The sequence below is a fragment of the Pseudomonas sp. B6(2017) genome (genome assembly GCF_002112765.1).
In the GTDB taxonomy this organism is placed as follows: domain Bacteria; phylum Pseudomonadota; class Gammaproteobacteria; order Pseudomonadales; family Pseudomonadaceae; genus Aquipseudomonas; species Aquipseudomonas piscis.
Window position 1 is genome coordinate 20366 of the sequence record NZ_NEIQ01000008.1, and the last position, 13869, is coordinate 34234.

Annotated in this window: 28 protein-coding genes; all 28 read left to right on the forward strand. The window is 54.9% G+C overall.

Annotated elements, in window-relative coordinates:
- The first annotated feature begins 4 nt into the window (after positions 1–4).
- The 28 genes from rpsJ (at position 5) to rplQ (ending at position 13696) form a co-directional block, all read left to right on the forward strand.
- Positions 5–316 (forward strand): 30S ribosomal protein S10, encoded by a 312-nt coding sequence (gene rpsJ / locus CAG11_RS14805; RefSeq protein WP_003186070.1) that lies wholly within the window; start codon positions 5–7, stop codon positions 314–316.
- Positions 317–396: 80 nt separating this feature from the next.
- Entirely contained in the window at positions 397–1032 is a 636-nt protein-coding gene (gene rplC / locus CAG11_RS14810; protein ID WP_022641381.1) for a 50S ribosomal protein L3, read from the forward strand.
- Between the two features lie 12 nt (positions 1033–1044).
- Positions 1045–1647: a 50S ribosomal protein L4 gene (rplD, locus tag CAG11_RS14815; RefSeq protein WP_068577550.1), complete on the forward strand. Its 603-nt coding sequence runs from the start codon at positions 1045–1047 to the stop codon at positions 1645–1647.
- Positions 1644–1943, forward strand: coding sequence for a 50S ribosomal protein L23 (gene rplW, locus CAG11_RS14820; protein WP_002555488.1), 300 nt, complete (start codon positions 1644–1646; stop codon positions 1941–1943). Before rplD ends, rplW begins: the two co-directional genes overlap by 4 nt.
- A gap of 14 nt (positions 1944–1957) precedes the next feature.
- Entirely contained in the window at positions 1958–2782 is an 825-nt protein-coding gene (gene rplB / locus CAG11_RS14825; RefSeq protein ID WP_083456946.1) for a 50S ribosomal protein L2, read from the forward strand.
- 16 nt (positions 2783–2798) lie between these two features.
- Positions 2799–3074 carry a 30S ribosomal protein S19 gene (gene rpsS, locus CAG11_RS14830; protein WP_002555486.1) on the forward strand — a complete coding sequence of 92 codons (276 nt, stop codon included), beginning with the start codon at positions 2799–2801 and terminating at the stop codon, positions 3072–3074.
- Between the two features lie 13 nt (positions 3075–3087).
- Positions 3088–3420, forward strand: coding sequence for a 50S ribosomal protein L22 (gene rplV / locus CAG11_RS14835; protein WP_003304070.1), 333 nt, complete (start codon positions 3088–3090; stop codon positions 3418–3420).
- Between the two features lie 13 nt (positions 3421–3433).
- Positions 3434–4120 (forward strand): 30S ribosomal protein S3, encoded by a 687-nt coding sequence (rpsC, locus tag CAG11_RS14840; RefSeq protein WP_007924192.1) that lies wholly within the window; start codon positions 3434–3436, stop codon positions 4118–4120.
- Positions 4121–4132: 12 nt separating this feature from the next.
- Complete coding sequence (rplP, locus tag CAG11_RS14845) at positions 4133–4546, forward strand: 50S ribosomal protein L16 (RefSeq protein ID WP_003228729.1); 414 nt, start codon at positions 4133–4135, stop codon at positions 4544–4546.
- On the forward strand, positions 4546–4737 hold the full coding sequence (gene rpmC / locus CAG11_RS14850; protein ID WP_002555481.1) for a 50S ribosomal protein L29: 192 nt from the start codon (positions 4546–4548) through the stop codon (positions 4735–4737). Before rplP ends, rpmC begins: the two co-directional genes overlap by 1 nt.
- Positions 4738–4739: 2 nt before the next feature.
- A complete protein-coding gene (gene rpsQ / locus CAG11_RS14855; protein WP_003194644.1) occupies positions 4740–5006 on the forward strand; it encodes a 30S ribosomal protein S17 in 267 nt (88 codons plus the stop codon).
- Between the two features lie 23 nt (positions 5007–5029).
- Positions 5030–5398 carry a 50S ribosomal protein L14 gene (rplN, locus tag CAG11_RS14860; protein ID WP_002555479.1) on the forward strand — a complete coding sequence of 123 codons (369 nt, stop codon included), beginning with the start codon at positions 5030–5032 and terminating at the stop codon, positions 5396–5398.
- Between the two features lie 11 nt (positions 5399–5409).
- On the forward strand, positions 5410–5724 hold the full coding sequence (rplX, locus tag CAG11_RS14865; RefSeq protein WP_010443924.1) for a 50S ribosomal protein L24: 315 nt from the start codon (positions 5410–5412) through the stop codon (positions 5722–5724).
- 20 nt (positions 5725–5744) lie between these two features.
- The gene (gene rplE, locus CAG11_RS14870; RefSeq protein ID WP_022641376.1) at positions 5745–6284 is read left to right on the forward strand and encodes a 50S ribosomal protein L5; all 540 of its coding nucleotides are present in this window, start codon (positions 5745–5747) and stop codon (positions 6282–6284) included.
- A gap of 13 nt (positions 6285–6297) precedes the next feature.
- The gene (rpsN, locus tag CAG11_RS14875; protein ID WP_022641375.1) at positions 6298–6603 is read left to right on the forward strand and encodes a 30S ribosomal protein S14; all 306 of its coding nucleotides are present in this window, start codon (positions 6298–6300) and stop codon (positions 6601–6603) included.
- 203 nt (positions 6604–6806) lie between these two features.
- Complete coding sequence (gene rpsH, locus CAG11_RS14880) at positions 6807–7199, forward strand: 30S ribosomal protein S8 (protein ID WP_011063773.1); 393 nt, start codon at positions 6807–6809, stop codon at positions 7197–7199.
- A 12-nt stretch (positions 7200–7211) separates the two neighbouring features.
- A complete protein-coding gene (gene rplF / locus CAG11_RS14885; RefSeq protein ID WP_022641374.1) occupies positions 7212–7745 on the forward strand; it encodes a 50S ribosomal protein L6 in 534 nt (177 codons plus the stop codon).
- A 10-nt stretch (positions 7746–7755) separates the two neighbouring features.
- On the forward strand, positions 7756–8106 hold the full coding sequence (gene rplR, locus CAG11_RS14890; RefSeq protein ID WP_022641372.1) for a 50S ribosomal protein L18: 351 nt from the start codon (positions 7756–7758) through the stop codon (positions 8104–8106).
- A gap of 3 nt (positions 8107–8109) precedes the next feature.
- A complete protein-coding gene (gene rpsE, locus CAG11_RS14895) occupies positions 8110–8610 on the forward strand; it encodes a 30S ribosomal protein S5 (RefSeq protein ID WP_022641371.1) in 501 nt (166 codons plus the stop codon).
- A gap of 2 nt (positions 8611–8612) precedes the next feature.
- Positions 8613–8789: a 50S ribosomal protein L30 gene (rpmD, locus tag CAG11_RS14900; RefSeq protein WP_003176408.1), complete on the forward strand. Its 177-nt coding sequence runs from the start codon at positions 8613–8615 to the stop codon at positions 8787–8789.
- Positions 8790–8792: 3 nt separating this feature from the next.
- Positions 8793–9227, forward strand: a complete 435-nt coding sequence (gene rplO, locus CAG11_RS14905) for a 50S ribosomal protein L15 (RefSeq protein WP_007924183.1) — start codon at positions 8793–8795, stop codon at positions 9225–9227.
- Positions 9228–10556 carry a preprotein translocase subunit SecY gene (gene secY, locus CAG11_RS14910; RefSeq protein ID WP_022641370.1) on the forward strand — a complete coding sequence of 443 codons (1329 nt, stop codon included), beginning with the start codon at positions 9228–9230 and terminating at the stop codon, positions 10554–10556. It begins immediately after the preceding gene.
- Positions 10557–10580: 24 nt separating this feature from the next.
- Positions 10581–10697 carry a 50S ribosomal protein L36 gene (rpmJ, locus tag CAG11_RS14915; protein ID WP_002555468.1) on the forward strand — a complete coding sequence of 39 codons (117 nt, stop codon included), beginning with the start codon at positions 10581–10583 and terminating at the stop codon, positions 10695–10697.
- A gap of 130 nt (positions 10698–10827) precedes the next feature.
- Positions 10828–11184, forward strand: a complete 357-nt coding sequence (gene rpsM / locus CAG11_RS14920; protein ID WP_022641369.1) for a 30S ribosomal protein S13 — start codon at positions 10828–10830, stop codon at positions 11182–11184.
- Between the two features lie 30 nt (positions 11185–11214).
- Positions 11215–11604, forward strand: coding sequence for a 30S ribosomal protein S11 (gene rpsK / locus CAG11_RS14925; protein WP_007924177.1), 390 nt, complete (start codon positions 11215–11217; stop codon positions 11602–11604).
- Between the two features lie 18 nt (positions 11605–11622).
- The gene (gene rpsD, locus CAG11_RS14930; protein WP_085596893.1) at positions 11623–12243 is read left to right on the forward strand and encodes a 30S ribosomal protein S4; all 621 of its coding nucleotides are present in this window, start codon (positions 11623–11625) and stop codon (positions 12241–12243) included.
- 22 nt (positions 12244–12265) lie between these two features.
- On the forward strand, positions 12266–13267 hold the full coding sequence (gene rpoA / locus CAG11_RS14935; RefSeq protein WP_007970428.1) for a DNA-directed RNA polymerase subunit alpha: 1002 nt from the start codon (positions 12266–12268) through the stop codon (positions 13265–13267).
- 42 nt (positions 13268–13309) lie between these two features.
- On the forward strand, positions 13310–13696 hold the full coding sequence (gene rplQ, locus CAG11_RS14940) for a 50S ribosomal protein L17 (RefSeq protein WP_007955635.1): 387 nt from the start codon (positions 13310–13312) through the stop codon (positions 13694–13696).
- Positions 13697–13869 lie beyond the last annotated feature (173 nt).

Consider the following 13869-nt stretch of genomic DNA (forward strand, 5'->3'; position numbering starts at 1 on the left):
TCCAATGCAAAATCAGCAAATCCGTATCAGGTTGAAGGCTTTCGACCATCGCCTGATCGACCAATCCACCCAGGAAATCGTGGAAACCGCGAAGCGTACTGGTGCTCAAGTGCGTGGTCCAATTCCACTGCCTACTCGTAAAGAGCGGTTCACCGTTCTGGTCTCCCCGCACGTCAACAAAGACGCGCGTGACCAGTACGAGATCCGTACTCATAAGCGCGTGCTGGACATCGTTCAGCCAACGGATAAAACCGTTGATGCACTTATGAAGCTTGATCTTGCGGCAGGTGTGGAAGTGCAGATCAGCCTCGGCTAAGACTCGGTCTTGGTCGTGTAACGCTCTGAAATGGGCGGCCATAGCGGGTGAAAGCCCCGTACACTCATGAGGTTTACAACATGACTATTGGTGTAGTCGGTCGTAAGTGCGGTATGACCCGCATTTTCACCGAAGAAGGTGTCTCCATTCCGGTCACGGTCATCGAGATCGAGCCGAATCGTGTCACCCAGTTCAAAACTGAAGAAACCGATGGCTATCGTGCAGTGCAAGTCACTGTAGGTGAGCGTCGTGCTTCGCGCGTGACTGCTGCTCAGGCAGGTCACTTCGCTAAAGCAAATGTTGCTGCTGGTCGTGGCGTTTGGGAATTCCGTCTTGAAGAAGGCGAGTACCAAGCTGGCGATCTGATCAGCGCAGAAATCTTCGCAGCTGGCCAACTGGTAGATGTTACCGGTCAGTCGAAAGGTAAAGGCTTCGCCGGTACCATCAAGCGTTGGAATTTCCGCGGTCAAGATAACACCCACGGTAACTCCGTTTCCCACCGCGTCCCGGGCTCTATTGGCCAGTGCCAGACTCCTGGTCGTGTATTCAAGGGCAAGAAAATGTCCGGTCATATGGGCGCTGAGCGCGTGACCGTGCAGTCCCTCGAAGTAGTGCGCGTCGACGCTGAACGCAATCTGTTGTTGGTCAAGGGCGCTGTTCCTGGCGCTACTGGCGGCAACCTGGTTGTGCGTCCGGCGGCCAAGGCTCGCGGTTAAGGGGAAGCTGACATGCAATTAAATGTAAATGACGCTCAAGCGATCGAAGTTTCCGAACTGACATTTGGCGGCGAATTCAACGAGACGCTGGTTCACCAAGCAGTCGTGGCCTACATGGCTGGCGGCCGTCAGGGTAGCAAGCAGCAAAAGACCCGTTCCGACGTTTCTGGTGGCGGTAAGCGCCCATGGCGTCAGAAAGGTACTGGCCGTGCTCGTGCTGGTACTATCCGCAGCCCAATCTGGCGCGGCGGCGGCACCACTTTCGCAGCTCGTCCTCAAGATCACTCCCAGAAGCTGAACAAGAAGATGTATCGCGCAGCAATGCGTTCCATCCTTGCTGAGCTGGTGCGCACTGATCGTCTGGTCGTGGTTCAGGATTTCGCTGTCGAAACTCCGAAAACCAAAGATCTGCTGGGTAAGCTGAACGGCATGAGTCTGACCGACGTTCTGATCGTGTCTGACGCTGTTGATCAGAACCTGTACCTGGCTGCTCGTAACCTGCCTCACGTTGATGTTCGTGATGTGCAAGGTTCCGATCCAGTTAGTCTGATCGCATACGACAAAGTGTTGATCACTGTGTCGGCCGTGAAGAAATTCGAGGAGCTGCTGGGATGAACCAGGAACGCGTATTTAAAGTTCTGCTTGGCCCGCATGTTTCCGAGAAGGCTACGGTTCTGGCAGACAAGAAAGGCCAGTTCGTTTTCAAGGTTGCTACCGATGCAACCAAGCTGGAAATCAAGAAGGCCGTCGAAAGCCTGTTCAGCGTGAAAGTGGAACGCGTTACTACCCTGAACGTTCTGGGTAAGAGCAAGCGTACCGCGCGTGGTCTGGGCAAGCGTAATGACTGGAAGAAGGCAGTTATCTCCCTTCAGCCAGGCCAAGATCTCGATTTCAGCAGCAGTGCTGAGTAAGGAAGGGGCGCATCATGGCAATCGTTAAATGCAAACCGACTTCCCCTGGCCGCCGTTTTGTGGTCAAGGTGGTCAACCAGGAGCTGCATAAAGGCGCTCCTCACGCACCGCTGATCGAGAAAAAATCGAAGTCTGGTGGTCGTAACAACAATGGCCGTATCACTACTCGTCACGTTGGTGGTGGTCATAAGCAGCATTATCGTCTGGTCGACTTCCGTCGCAACGACAAGGATGGCATCGCTGCCACCGTCGAGCGTATCGAATACGATCCAAACCGTACTGCTCACATCGCTCTGCTGTGCTACGCCGATGGCGAGCGTCGCTACATCATCGCCCCTAAAGGCGTGAGCGCTGGCGACCAGCTGATCGCAGGTGCCCTGGCACCGATCAAGCCGGGCAACTCTCTGCAGCTGCGTAACATTCCAGTTGGTAGCACCGTACACGGCATCGAACTGAAGCCAGGTAAAGGCGCGCAAATCGCTCGTTCGGCTGGTGCTTCGGCTCAGCTGGTCGCTCGTGAAGGTGTCTACGTGACCCTGCGTCTGCGTTCTGGTGAGATGCGTAAAGTGCTGGCTGAATGCCGTGCGACCCTGGGCGAAGTCTCGAACTCCGAGCATAGCCTGCGTTCGCTGGGTAAAGCTGGTGCCAAACGCTGGCGTGGCGTTCGCCCAACCGTTCGTGGTGTTGCCATGAACCCGGTTGACCACCCGCATGGTGGTGGTGAAGGTCGTACCTCCGGTGGTCGTCATCCGGTATCGCCATGGGGCTTCCCGACTAAGGGCGCGAAGACTCGTGGTAATAAGCGTACCGACAAAATGATCGTCCGTCGTCGCAAGTAAATAGAGGGATACGACAGTGCCACGTTCTCTGAAAAAAGGTCCTTTTATTGATCTTCACCTACTGAAGAAGATCGAAGTGGCGGCGGAAAAGAACGATCGCAAACCAGTTAAGACCTGGTCGCGCCGTTCCATGATCCTGCCGCAAATGGTCGGTCTGACCATTGCTGTGCATAACGGTCGTCAGCATGTTCCAGTTCTCGTGAACGAAGACATGGTCGGCCACAAACTGGGCGAGTTCGCCGGTACCCGTACATATCGCGGGCACGTGGCTGACAAGAAAGCCAAGCGTTAAGGGGTAAGGAACGATGGAAGTAGCCGCTAAGCTGTCGGGCGCTCGAATCTCCGCCCAGAAAGCCCGCTTGGTCGCCGACCAGATCCGCGGGAAGAAGGTGGGCGACGCGCTCAACCTGTTGGCTTTCAGCAGTAAGAAAGCCGCCGAGATCATGAAGAAAGTGCTGGAGTCGGCCGTAGCCAACGCCGAGCATAACGAAGGCGCAGACGTTGATGACCTGAAGGTCTCCACCGTTTTCGTCAACGAAGGGCGTTCGCTGAAGCGCATCATGCCACGTGCCAAAGGCCGTGCTGATCGCATCGTCAAGCGGTCTTGCCATATCACTGTCAAGGTTGCTGACAAGTAACGGAGTCGAAGAGATGGGTCAGAAAGTACATCCCATTGGCATTCGCCTGGGAATCGTCAAGGAGCACACCTCCGTCTGGTACGCAGACGGTCGGACTTATGCGGACTATTTGCTCGCAGATCTGAATGTGCGTGAGTATCTCCAAGACAAACTAAAAAGCGCGTCCGTAAGCCGTATCGATATCCATCGTCCGGCTCAAACTGCACGCATCACCATCCACACCGCTCGTCCCGGCATCGTGATCGGCAAGAAAGGTGAAGATGTTGAAAAACTGCGTCAGGACCTGACCAAGCAAATGGGTGTGCCTGTGCACATCAATATCGAAGAGATCCGCAAGCCGGAACTCGACGGTATGCTGGTTGCGCAGAGCGTAGCTCAGCAGCTGGAGCGTCGCGTAATGTTCCGTCGTGCCATGAAGCGCGCCGTACAGAACGCCATGCGCATTGGTGCCAAAGGCATCAAAATCCAAGTGAGCGGTCGTCTCGGCGGTGCTGAAATCGCACGTACTGAATGGTATCGCGAAGGTCGTGTGCCACTGCACACCCTCCGTGCCGATATCGACTATGCCACCTACGAAGCTCACACCACCTACGGTGTGATCGGTGTGAAGGTTTGGATCTTCAAAGGCGAAGTAATTGGTGGTCGCCAAGAAGAGCTGAAGCCGCAAGCACCAGCGCCTCGTAAAAAAGCTGCTAAGTAAGGGGTACGCCAAATGTTGCAACCAAAGCGTACGAAGTTCCGCAAGCAGATGACCGGCCACAACCGTGGTCTGGCACTGCGCGGTAGCAAGGTCAGCTTCGGCGAGTTCGCGCTGAAGTCTGTTGCTCGTGGTCGTCTCACCGCTCGTCAGATCGAGTCGGCACGTCGTGCCTTGACCCGTCACGTAAAACGTGGCGGCAAGATCTGGATCCGTGTATTCCCGGACAAGCCTATTTCCAAGAAGCCACTCGAAGTTCGGATGGGTAAAGGTAAGGGTAACGTCGAATACTGGGTTGCCCAGATTCAGCCAGGCAAAGTCCTGTATGAAATCGAGGGTGTTTCTGAAGAGCTGGCGCGTGAGGCTTTCGCCCTGGCTGCTGCAAAGCTGCCTCTCGCCACCTCCTTTGTTAAGCGGACGGTGATGTGATGAAAGCGAATGAACTTCGTGAAAAATCCGCACAGCAGCTGAACGAGCAACTGCTCGGCCTGCTGCGCGACCAGTTCAATCTGCGCATGCAGAAAGCAACTGGCCAGTTGGGGCAGTCTCATCTGCTCTCGCAAGTTAAGCGTGACATCGCTCGCGTGAAGACTGTGCTCAACCAGCAGGCAGGTAAGTAATCATGGCTGAAGCCGAAAAAACTGTCCGTACGCTGACTGGCCGTGTTGTCAGCGACAAGATGGACAAGACCATCACCGTTCTGATCGAGCGTCGCGTTAAGCACCCTATCTACGGTAAATACGTTAAGCGTTCGACTAAGCTGCACGCGCACGACGAAACCAACCAGTGCCACATCGGCGACAAGGTCACTATCCGTGAGACTCGTCCGATGGCCAAGACCAAGTCCTGGGCCCTGGTTGATGTTCTCGAACGCGCTGTGGAAGTCTAAGGGCTAGGGGTCGGAGAAATTATATGATTCAGACTCAATCCATGCTCGATGTGGCCGATAACAGCGGCGCTCGCCGCGTTATGTGCATCAAGGTGCTGGGTGGCTCCCATCGTCGTTACGCTGGTATCGGTGACATCATCAAGGTTACCGTCAAGGAAGCAATTCCTCGCGGTAAGGTGAAAAAAGGCCAAGTGATGACTGCTGTCGTAGTCCGCACTCGTCACGGCGTTCGCCGTGCAGATGGCTCGATCATCCGCTTTGATGGCAACGCTGCTGTTCTGCTGAACAACAAGCAAGAGCCGATCGGCACCCGTATCTTTGGGCCAGTGACCCGTGAACTTCGTACTGAGAAGTTCATGAAGATCGTCTCGCTCGCCCCAGAAGTGCTGTAAGGAGATCCGACATGCAAAAGATTCGTCGTGACGACGAGATCATCGTGATCGCCGGCAAAGACAAAGGTAAGCGCGGTAAGGTGCTTAAGGTTCTGGCTGACGACCGTCTGGTCGTAGGTGGCCTGAACCTAGTCAAGCGTCATACCAAGCCTAACCCGATGTCGGGCGTACAAGGCGGTATCGTCGAGAAAGAAGCGCCACTGCACGCTTCCAACGTTGCTATTTTCAACAGCGAAACCAACAAGGCTGACCGCGTTGGCTTCAAAGTAGAAGACGGCAAGAAAATTCGTGTCTTCAAGTCGACCCAAAAAGCGGTTGATGCTTGAACACTGCTAGGTAGAAGACCATGGCACGACTCCAAGAGATTTACCGGAAGGAAATCGCCCCGAAGCTTAAGGAAGAACTTAAGCTTTCGAACGTGATGGAAGTTCCGCGCGTTACCAAGATCACCCTGAACATGGGTCTGGGCGAAGCGATCGGCGACAAGAAAGTCATCGAGCATGCTGTTGCTGACCTGGAAAAGATCACCGGCCAGAAAGTCGTTGTGACTCACGCTCGTAAATCCATCGCTGGCTTCAAAGTCCGCGAAGGATGGCCGATCGGCGTCAAAGTGACCCTGCGCCGTGAGCGTATGTACGAGTTCCTGGATCGCCTGCTGTCGATCTCCCTGCCTCGGGTTCGCGACTTCCGCGGCCTGAATGCCAAGTCCTTCGATGGTCGTGGCAACTACAGCATGGGCGTGAAAGAGCAGATCATTTTCCCGGAAATCGATTACGACAAGATCGATGCTCTCCGCGGTCTGGACATTACCCTGACCACCACTGCCAAGAACGATGATGAAGGCCGCGCTCTGCTGCGTGCTTTCAAATTCCCGTTCCGCAACTGATTGGAGTAGGAAAATGGCCAAGAAGAGCATGAAGAACCGTGAGCTGAAGCGTCAGCTCACCGTTGCCAAGTACGCCGCCAAGCGTGCAGCGCTGAAAGCGATCATCGTGGATCTGAACGCAAGTCCAGAAGCCCGTTGGGAAGCTACCGTAGCTCTGCAGAAGCAACCACGTGACGCAAGCGCTTCGCGCATGCGTAACCGTTGCCGCCTGACCGGTCGTCCGCATGGCGTTTACCGCAAGTTCGGCCTGGGCCGTAACAAGCTGCGTGAAGCCGCAATGCGTGGTGACGTTCCAGGTCTGGTAAAAGCCAGCTGGTAATGGCTACAGGCTCATGGTGATGGGGATAAAATCCCGATCACCGGTGAGTTCGAGCATGAATCAAGCCCCTTTTGGGGCTTGATTCATTTCTGGGGTGTGTCTAGAATGACCGGCTCGCCTGAGCCCGTGTTTTTTGCCCGGGTTTCTTTGGCGAAAGCTGTAGCCGTAAGGCTAATTCTTTTTGTATCAGGAGCATCTAGCCCATGAGTATGCAGGACCCGTTAGCGGACATGCTAACTCGAATCCGTAATGCCCAGATGGCTGAAAAGTCCGTCGTGAGCATGCCGTCTTCCACTTTGAAGGTGGCTGTAGCAAAAGTCCTGAAGGACGAAGGTTACATTGCGGGTTATCAGATCAGCAGCGAAATCAAACCTCTGCTGTCCATCGAGCTGAAGTACTTCGAAGGCCGTCCGGTCATCGAGGAAGTGAAGCGCGTTAGCCGTCCAGGCCTGCGTCAGTACAAGTCCGTTGAAGAGCTGCCGAAAGTACGTGGCGGCCTTGGCGTGTCTATCGTCTCCACCAACAAAGGTGTGATGACTGATCGTGCTGCGCGCGCTGCCGGTGTCGGCGGCGAAGTTCTTTGCACTGTGTTCTAAGGGGGGATAAGCATGTCTCGCGTCGCTAAGAACCCCGTTAAGCTGCCAGCTGGCGTCGAAGTAAAATTCGCCGGCCAACAGCTTTCGGTGAAGGGTGCCAAGGGTACTCTCGAACTGAACGTACACGCCTCCGTTGAAATTGTTCAGGAAGCCGGTGAGCTGCGTTTTGCTGCTCGCAATGGCGACCAGCAAACTCGCGCAATGGCCGGTACTACTCGTGCACTGGTTAACAACATGGTCCAGGGCGTAAGCCAAGGCTTCGAGCGCAAGCTCCAGCTGGTCGGTGTTGGTTACAAGGCACAGGCAAAAGGCACAGTGCTGAACCTGGCCCTCGGCTTCTCGCATCCAGTGGATTACGAACTGCCGGCAGGCGTCACCGCTGAGACTCCTAGCCAGACCGATATCCTGATCAAGGGCATCGACAAGCAGCTGGTAGGTCAAGTGGCCGCTGAGATCCGCGACTTCCGTCCACCAGAGCCTTATAAAGGTAAAGGTGTGCGCTACGCGGACGAAGTCGTCCGTCGTAAAGAAGCCAAGAAGAAGTAGGGCATAGCAAATGACCGACAAAAAAGTTACTCGACTGCGTCGCGCTCGCAAAGCACGCCTGAAAATGCACGAACTCGAAGTCGTGCGTCTCTGCGTGTTCCGCTCTTCGCAGCACATCTACGCCCAGGTCATTTCGGCCGACGGCAACAAGGTCCTGGCAAGCGCCTCGACTTTGGATAAAGAACTGCGTGATGGCGCCACTGGCAACATCGACGCGGCTACTAAGGTTGGCCAGCTGGTCGCTACGCGTGCAAAAGCCGCTGGTGTCTCGCAAGTGGCTTTCGACCGTTCCGGCTTCAAGTACCACGGCCGCGTCAAGGCGCTGGCTGAGGCTGCTCGTGAAGCTGGGCTGGAGTTCTAAGTTATGTCCAATAACGACCAAAAGCGCGACGAAGGCTACATCGAGAAGCTGGTTCAAGTTAACCGCGTAGCCAAAACCGTAAAAGGTGGCCGTATCTTCACTTTCACCGCGTTGACCGTGGTTGGTGATGGTAAGGGCCGTGTTGGCTTCGGCCGTGGCAAGTCGCGTGAAGTGCCTGCTGCGATCCAGAAGGCAATGGAAGCTGCTCGTCGCAACATGATCCAAGTTGATCTGGACGGCACTACTCTGCAGTACGCAATGAAGTCTGCTCACGGCGCTTCCAAGGTGTACATGCAGCCTGCTTCTGAAGGTACCGGTATCATCGCTGGCGGCGCTATGCGTGCTGTCCTCGAGGTTGCTGGCGTTCAGAACGTTCTGGCCAAGTGCTACGGCTCGACTAACCCAGTAAACGTGGTTCACGCCACTTTCAAGGGTTTGAAGGCGATGCAGTCCCCTGAATCCATTGCCGCCAAGCGTGGCAAAAGCGTCCAGGAGATCATCTGATCATGGCTACCGTTAAAGTAACGCTGATCAAAAGCATGACCGGCCGTATCCCTAACCACAAACTGTGCGTTAAGGGTCTGGGCCTGCGTCGCATCGGTCACACTGTAGAAGTCCAGGATACTCCCGAGAATCGTGGGATGATCAACAAGGCTTACTACATGCTGCGTGTCGAGGGTTAATCGATGAAACTCAATGATCTGAGTCCAGCGCCGGGTTCCCGTCGCGAAAAGCATCGTCCGGGCCGTGGTATCGGTAGTGGTTTGGGTAAGACTGGTGGCCGTGGTCACAAAGGTCAGACTTCCCGCTCCGGTGGCACCATTGCTCCAGGCTTTGAAGGCGGTCAACAGCCGCTGCATCGTCGCCTGCCGAAGTTCGGTTTCGTTTCCCTGAAGGCCATGGATCGCGCAGAAGTGCGTCTGTCCGAACTGGCTAAAGTGGAAGGCGACATCGTCACCGTGCAGTCCCTGAAAGATGCCAACGTGATTAACCAGAACGTTCAGCGTGTGAAAATCATGCTGTCCGGTGAAGTTACTCGCGCTGTGACCATCAAGGGCATCGCAGCCACCAAAGGTGCGCGTGCGGCTATCGAAGCAGCTGGCGGCAAGTTCGAGGAATAAATGGCTAAGCAAGGTGCTCTCTCTGCGCTCGGCAAAGGCGGTATGTCTGAACTCTGGGCTCGTCTGCGTTTTCTGTTCATGGCGATTATCGTCTATCGGATAGGTGCGCACATCCCGGTTCCAGGTATCAACCCTGATCGACTCGCAGACCTGTTTCGACAGAATGAGGGGACCATTCTTAGCTTGTTCAACATGTTTTCCGGTGGTGCGCTGGAGCGCATGAGTATCTTTGCACTGGGGATCATGCCGTACATTTCGGCATCGATCATCATGCAGCTCATGACCGCTGTCAGCCCACAGCTGGAGCAGTTGAAGAAGGAAGGTGAAGCTGGCCGTCGCAAGATCAGCCAGTACACCCGCTACGGCACTGTCGTCCTTGCTCTGGTTCAGGCTATCGGCATGTCCGTTGGTCTGGCCGGGCAGGGCGTTGCGTTCACTGGTGACTTTGGCTTCCATTTCGTCGCGGTATCCACTTTCGTGGCTGGCGCGATGTTCATGATGTGGCTGGGTGAGCAGATTACTGAGCGTGGTGTTGGCAACGGTATCTCGATGTTGATTTTCGCAGGTATCGTCGCCGGTCTTCCGAGAGCGATCGGGCAGTCTTTCGAGTCTGCACGTCAGGGTGATATCAACATTTTCGCCTTGGTTGCGATCGGTTTGCTGGCAGTAGCGATCATCGGTTTTGTGGTGTTCATTGAGCGTGGTCAGCGTCGTATTGCTGTTCACTACGCCAAGCGTCAGCAGGGCCGTAAGGTCTTTGCTGCGCAGACCAGCCACTTGCCGCTGAAAGTGAATATGGCCGGTGTTATTCCTGCTATCTTCGCGAGCAGCATTTTGCTGTTTCCGGCTTCGTTGGGTGCCTGGTTCGGTCAGTCTGAAGGTATGGGCTGGTTGCAGGACATCTCGCAGTCGATCGCTCCTGGTCAGCCGTTGAATATTCTGCTGTTTAGTGCAGGGATTATTTTCTTCTGCTTCTTCTATACGGCGTTGATGTTCAATCCGAAAGACGTAGCGGAAAACCTGAAGAAGTCCGGTGCCTTTATTCCGGGCATCCGTCCAGGTGAGCAATCGGCACGCTACATTGATGGCGTTCTGACCCGCTTGACCATGTTCGGTGCTCTATATATGACGGCCGTCTGCCTGTTGCCACAGTTCCTGGTGGTTGCTGCAAACGTTCCGTTCTACCTTGGCGGGACCTCGTTGCTGATCGTGGTCGTGGTTGTTATGGACTTCATGTCACAAGTACAATCGCACCTCGTTTCCCACCAGTACGAATCCCTGATGAAGAAAGCCAACCTGAAGGGTTACGGCAGCGGCATGCTGCGCTAATCCATAAGGTTCGAGGAGTTGGTGATGAAAGTTCGTGCATCGGTGAAAAAGCTGTGCCGTAACTGCAAGATTATTCGCCGCGAAGGTGTTGTTCGAGTAATTTGCAGCGCGGAACCACGTCACAAGCAGCGCCAAGGCTGAGTGTGATTGTGCTTCAAGCCCGGCAGCTAGTGCGCTGCCGGGTTGATTATTTGTTATTACAGCGATATTATCTCGCGCCCTATTTCTTGGCTTCCGGGGCGTAGGTAGCTGTCAATTGGAGTCCCACTGAATGGCCCGTATTGCAGGCGTTAACATTCCAGATAACAAGCATACTGTTATCTCGCTGACCTACATCTATGGTGTTGGTCGCACTACTGCACACAAAATCTGTGCAGTGACTGGGGTCAACCCAGCTGCGAAGATCAAGGATCTGAGCGACGAGCAAATTGAACAGCTGCGTGGCGAAGTGGCGAAGTTCACCACTGAAGGTGACCTGCGTCGCGAAAACAACATGAAAATCAAACGCTTGATGGACCTGGGCTGCTATCGCGGTCTGCGCCATCGTCGTGGTCTGCCAGTACGCGGTCAGCGTACCAAGACCAACGCGCGTACTCGCAAAGGTCCGCGTAAGCCGATCCGCAAGTAATCGCACCAGCGAATCGACAGGAATTTAGTCATGGCAAAACCTGCTGCTCGTCCTCGTAAGAAAATCAAAAAGACAGTGGTTGATGGCATCGCCCATATCCACGCGTCTTTCAACAACACCATCGTGACCATCACCGACCGTCAGGGTAACGCTCTTTCTTGGGCAACCTCCGGTGGTTCGGGTTTCCGCGGTTCTCGTAAGTCCACTCCGTTCGCTGCTCAAGTAGCTGCTGAGCGTGCTGGCCAAGCTGCGCTGGAATATGGCCTGAAGAACCTCGACGTTAACGTCAAGGGCCCAGGTCCAGGTCGTGAATCCGCAGTTCGTGCTCTGAACGGCTGTGGCTACAAGATCGCCAGCATCACCGACGTGACGCCAATCCCGCATAACGGGTGCCGTCCGCCGAAGAAGCGCCGCGTGTAATCCAGGAGATTGTAAAGAATGGCTCGTTACATTGGTCCAAAATGCAAACTGGCTCGTCGCGAAGGCACCGAACTCTTCCTGAAGAGCGGTGTGCGCGCTATCGAATCCAAGTGCAACATCGAAGCAGCTCCTGGCATCCACGGCCAGCGTCGTGGTCGTCAATCCGACTACGGTACCCAGCTGCGTGAAAAGCAAAAAGTTCGTCGTATCTACGGCGTTCTGGAGCGTCAATTCAGCGGTTACTACAAACAAGCCGCCGGCAAGAAGGGCGCAACTGGTGAGAACCTGTTGCAGCTGCTGGAATGCCGTCTGGACAACGTTGTATACCGCATGGGCTTCGGTTCCACTCGTGCCGAATCCCGTCAGCTGGTATCGCACAAGTCGATCAGCGTAAACGGTCAGACCGTTAACGTTCCGTCCTACCAGGTTCGTGCTGGTGACGTGGTCGCTGTTCGCGAGAAAGCAAAAAACCAACTTCGCATTGTCCAAGCTCTCGATCTGTGTGCTCAACGTGGCCGCGTAGAATGGGTAGAAGTAGACACTGAGAAGAAGTCGGGCGTTTTCAAGAACGTTCCAGCTCGCAGTGATCTGTCCGCCGACATCAACGAAAGCCTGATTGTCGAGCTCTACTCCAAGTAAGGGCTAGAAAATAGGTGCATCCATGCAGATTTCGGTAAATGAGTTCCTGACACCCCGCCATATTGATGTGCAGGTTGTCAGTCCAACCCGCGCCAAGATCACCCTCGAGCCTCTCGAGCGTGGTTTTGGCCACACCCTGGGCAACGCGCTGCGCCGCATCCTGTTGTCCTCAATGCCCGGCTGTGCAGTAGTCGAGGCCGAGATTGACGGTGTGCTCCACGAGTACAGCGCCATCGAAGGTGTACAGGAAGACGTAATTGAAATCCTGTTGAACCTTAAAGGTCTGGCTATCAAGCTGCACGGCCGTGACGAAGTTACGCTGACCTTGTCGAAGAAGGGTTCGGGGGTGGTTACCGCTGCCGATATTCAGCTGGATCATGATGTCGAGATCGTTAATCCCGATCACGTAATCGCTAACCTGGCGTCTAACGGCGCTCTGAACATGAAGCTCGTAGTAGCTCGTGGTCGTGGTTATGAGCCGGCCGACTCGCGTCAAAGCGATGAAGATGAAAGCCGCAGCATTGGTCGCTTGCAGCTCGACTCTTCGTTCAGCCCGGTTCGCCGTATCGCATACGTGGTGGAAAACGCCCGTGTCGAGCAGCGTACCAACCTGGACAAGCTGGTTATTGATCTGGAAACCAACGGTACTCTGGACCCTGAAGAGGCTATCCGCCGTGCTGCAACCATCCTGCAACAGCAGTTGGCTGCGTTCGTCGACCTCAAAGGTGACAGTGAGCCAGTGGTAGTCGAGCAGGAAGACGAGATCGATCCGATCCTGCTTCGCCCGGTTGACGATCTGGAACTGACTGTACGTTCGGCTAACTGCCTTAAGGCGGAAAACATTTACTACATCGGCGACCTGATTCAGCGCACCGAAGTAGAACTGTTGAAGACTCCGAACCTGGGCAAGAAATCCCTGACTGAAATCAAGGATGTTCTGGCCTCCCGCGGTCTGTCCCTCGGCATGCGCCTCGATAACTGGCCGCCTGCAAGTCTTAAGAAGGACGACAAGGCGACTGCCTGATCGTCGTAATCACCGAACGTTGTGTTTGGTAAGGAATGAACCATGCGTCATCGTAAAAGTGGGCGTCACCTGAGCCGCACCAGCTCGCACCGCAAGGCCATGTTCCAGAACATGGCGGTGTCGCTGTTCGAGCACGAGCTGATCAAAACTACCCTGCCGAAAGCCAAAGAACTGCGCCGCGTTGCCGAGCCGCTGATCACTTTGGCCAAGACAGACAGCGTTGCTAACCGTCGTCTGGCATTCGACCGTACTCGTTCGAAAGCTATCGTTGGTAAGCTCTTCAACGACCTGGGCAAGCGTTACGCTACCCGTGAGGGCGGCTACCTGCGCATCCTCAAGTGCGGTTTCCGTGCTGGCGACAACGCTCCTATGGCGTACGTTGAACTGGTTGATCGTGCTGTCGGCGGCGAAGCTGTATCCGCTGAGTAAGACGTCAGTCTGAAACAAGGAACCGGGCCTAGTGCCCGGTTTTTTGTATGTCTATCAATTGTTAATTTCTATCGTTCTGCGAAATCCAATGCATTGGATCTTGTAATAATCATGGTCAATACTCTTTCTCAGCCGATTAGCCGGCAGTTCCCAGACAGACAGAGGAATATTGA

Excerpts from the sequence above, each read along its gene's own strand:
- rpsJ (WP_003186070.1), top strand. The coding sequence starts at position 5 with ATGCAAAATCAGCAAATCCGTATCAGGTTGAAGGCTTTCGACCATCGC.
- rplN (WP_002555479.1), top strand. The coding sequence starts at position 5,030 with ATGATTCAGACTCAATCCATGCTCGATGTGGCCGATAACAGCGGCGCT.
- rplE (WP_022641376.1), top strand. The coding sequence starts at position 5,745 with ATGGCACGACTCCAAGAGATTTACCGGAAGGAAATCGCCCCGAAGCTT.
- rpoA (WP_007970428.1), top strand. The coding sequence starts at position 12,266 with ATGCAGATTTCGGTAAATGAGTTCCTGACACCCCGCCATATTGATGTG.
- rpmJ (WP_002555468.1), top strand. The coding sequence starts at position 10,581 with ATGAAAGTTCGTGCATCGGTGAAAAAGCTGTGCCGTAACTGCAAGATT.
- rplD (WP_068577550.1), top strand. The coding sequence starts at position 1,045 with ATGCAATTAAATGTAAATGACGCTCAAGCGATCGAAGTTTCCGAACTG.
- rplP (WP_003228729.1), top strand. The coding sequence starts at position 4,133 with ATGTTGCAACCAAAGCGTACGAAGTTCCGCAAGCAGATGACCGGCCAC.
- rpsQ (WP_003194644.1), top strand. The coding sequence starts at position 4,740 with ATGGCTGAAGCCGAAAAAACTGTCCGTACGCTGACTGGCCGTGTTGTC.
- rplC (WP_022641381.1), top strand. The coding sequence starts at position 397 with ATGACTATTGGTGTAGTCGGTCGTAAGTGCGGTATGACCCGCATTTTC.
- rplR (WP_022641372.1), top strand. The coding sequence starts at position 7,756 with ATGACCGACAAAAAAGTTACTCGACTGCGTCGCGCTCGCAAAGCACGC.
- rpsN (WP_022641375.1), top strand. The coding sequence starts at position 6,298 with ATGGCCAAGAAGAGCATGAAGAACCGTGAGCTGAAGCGTCAGCTCACC.
- rplW (WP_002555488.1), top strand. The coding sequence starts at position 1,644 with ATGAACCAGGAACGCGTATTTAAAGTTCTGCTTGGCCCGCATGTTTCC.
- rplF (WP_022641374.1), top strand. The coding sequence starts at position 7,212 with ATGTCTCGCGTCGCTAAGAACCCCGTTAAGCTGCCAGCTGGCGTCGAA.
- rpsK (WP_007924177.1), top strand. The coding sequence starts at position 11,215 with ATGGCAAAACCTGCTGCTCGTCCTCGTAAGAAAATCAAAAAGACAGTG.
- rpsC (WP_007924192.1), top strand. The coding sequence starts at position 3,434 with ATGGGTCAGAAAGTACATCCCATTGGCATTCGCCTGGGAATCGTCAAG.
- rplB (WP_083456946.1), top strand. The coding sequence starts at position 1,958 with ATGGCAATCGTTAAATGCAAACCGACTTCCCCTGGCCGCCGTTTTGTG.
- rpsM (WP_022641369.1), top strand. The coding sequence starts at position 10,828 with ATGGCCCGTATTGCAGGCGTTAACATTCCAGATAACAAGCATACTGTT.
- rpmD (WP_003176408.1), top strand. The coding sequence starts at position 8,613 with ATGGCTACCGTTAAAGTAACGCTGATCAAAAGCATGACCGGCCGTATC.
- rpsE (WP_022641371.1), top strand. The coding sequence starts at position 8,110 with ATGTCCAATAACGACCAAAAGCGCGACGAAGGCTACATCGAGAAGCTG.
- secY (WP_022641370.1), top strand. The coding sequence starts at position 9,228 with ATGGCTAAGCAAGGTGCTCTCTCTGCGCTCGGCAAAGGCGGTATGTCT.
- rplO (WP_007924183.1), top strand. The coding sequence starts at position 8,793 with ATGAAACTCAATGATCTGAGTCCAGCGCCGGGTTCCCGTCGCGAAAAG.
- rplV (WP_003304070.1), top strand. The coding sequence starts at position 3,088 with ATGGAAGTAGCCGCTAAGCTGTCGGGCGCTCGAATCTCCGCCCAGAAA.
- rpmC (WP_002555481.1), top strand. The coding sequence starts at position 4,546 with ATGAAAGCGAATGAACTTCGTGAAAAATCCGCACAGCAGCTGAACGAG.
- rplQ (WP_007955635.1), top strand. The coding sequence starts at position 13,310 with ATGCGTCATCGTAAAAGTGGGCGTCACCTGAGCCGCACCAGCTCGCAC.
- rpsD (WP_085596893.1), top strand. The coding sequence starts at position 11,623 with ATGGCTCGTTACATTGGTCCAAAATGCAAACTGGCTCGTCGCGAAGGC.
- rpsH (WP_011063773.1), top strand. The coding sequence starts at position 6,807 with ATGAGTATGCAGGACCCGTTAGCGGACATGCTAACTCGAATCCGTAAT.
- rplX (WP_010443924.1), top strand. The coding sequence starts at position 5,410 with ATGCAAAAGATTCGTCGTGACGACGAGATCATCGTGATCGCCGGCAAA.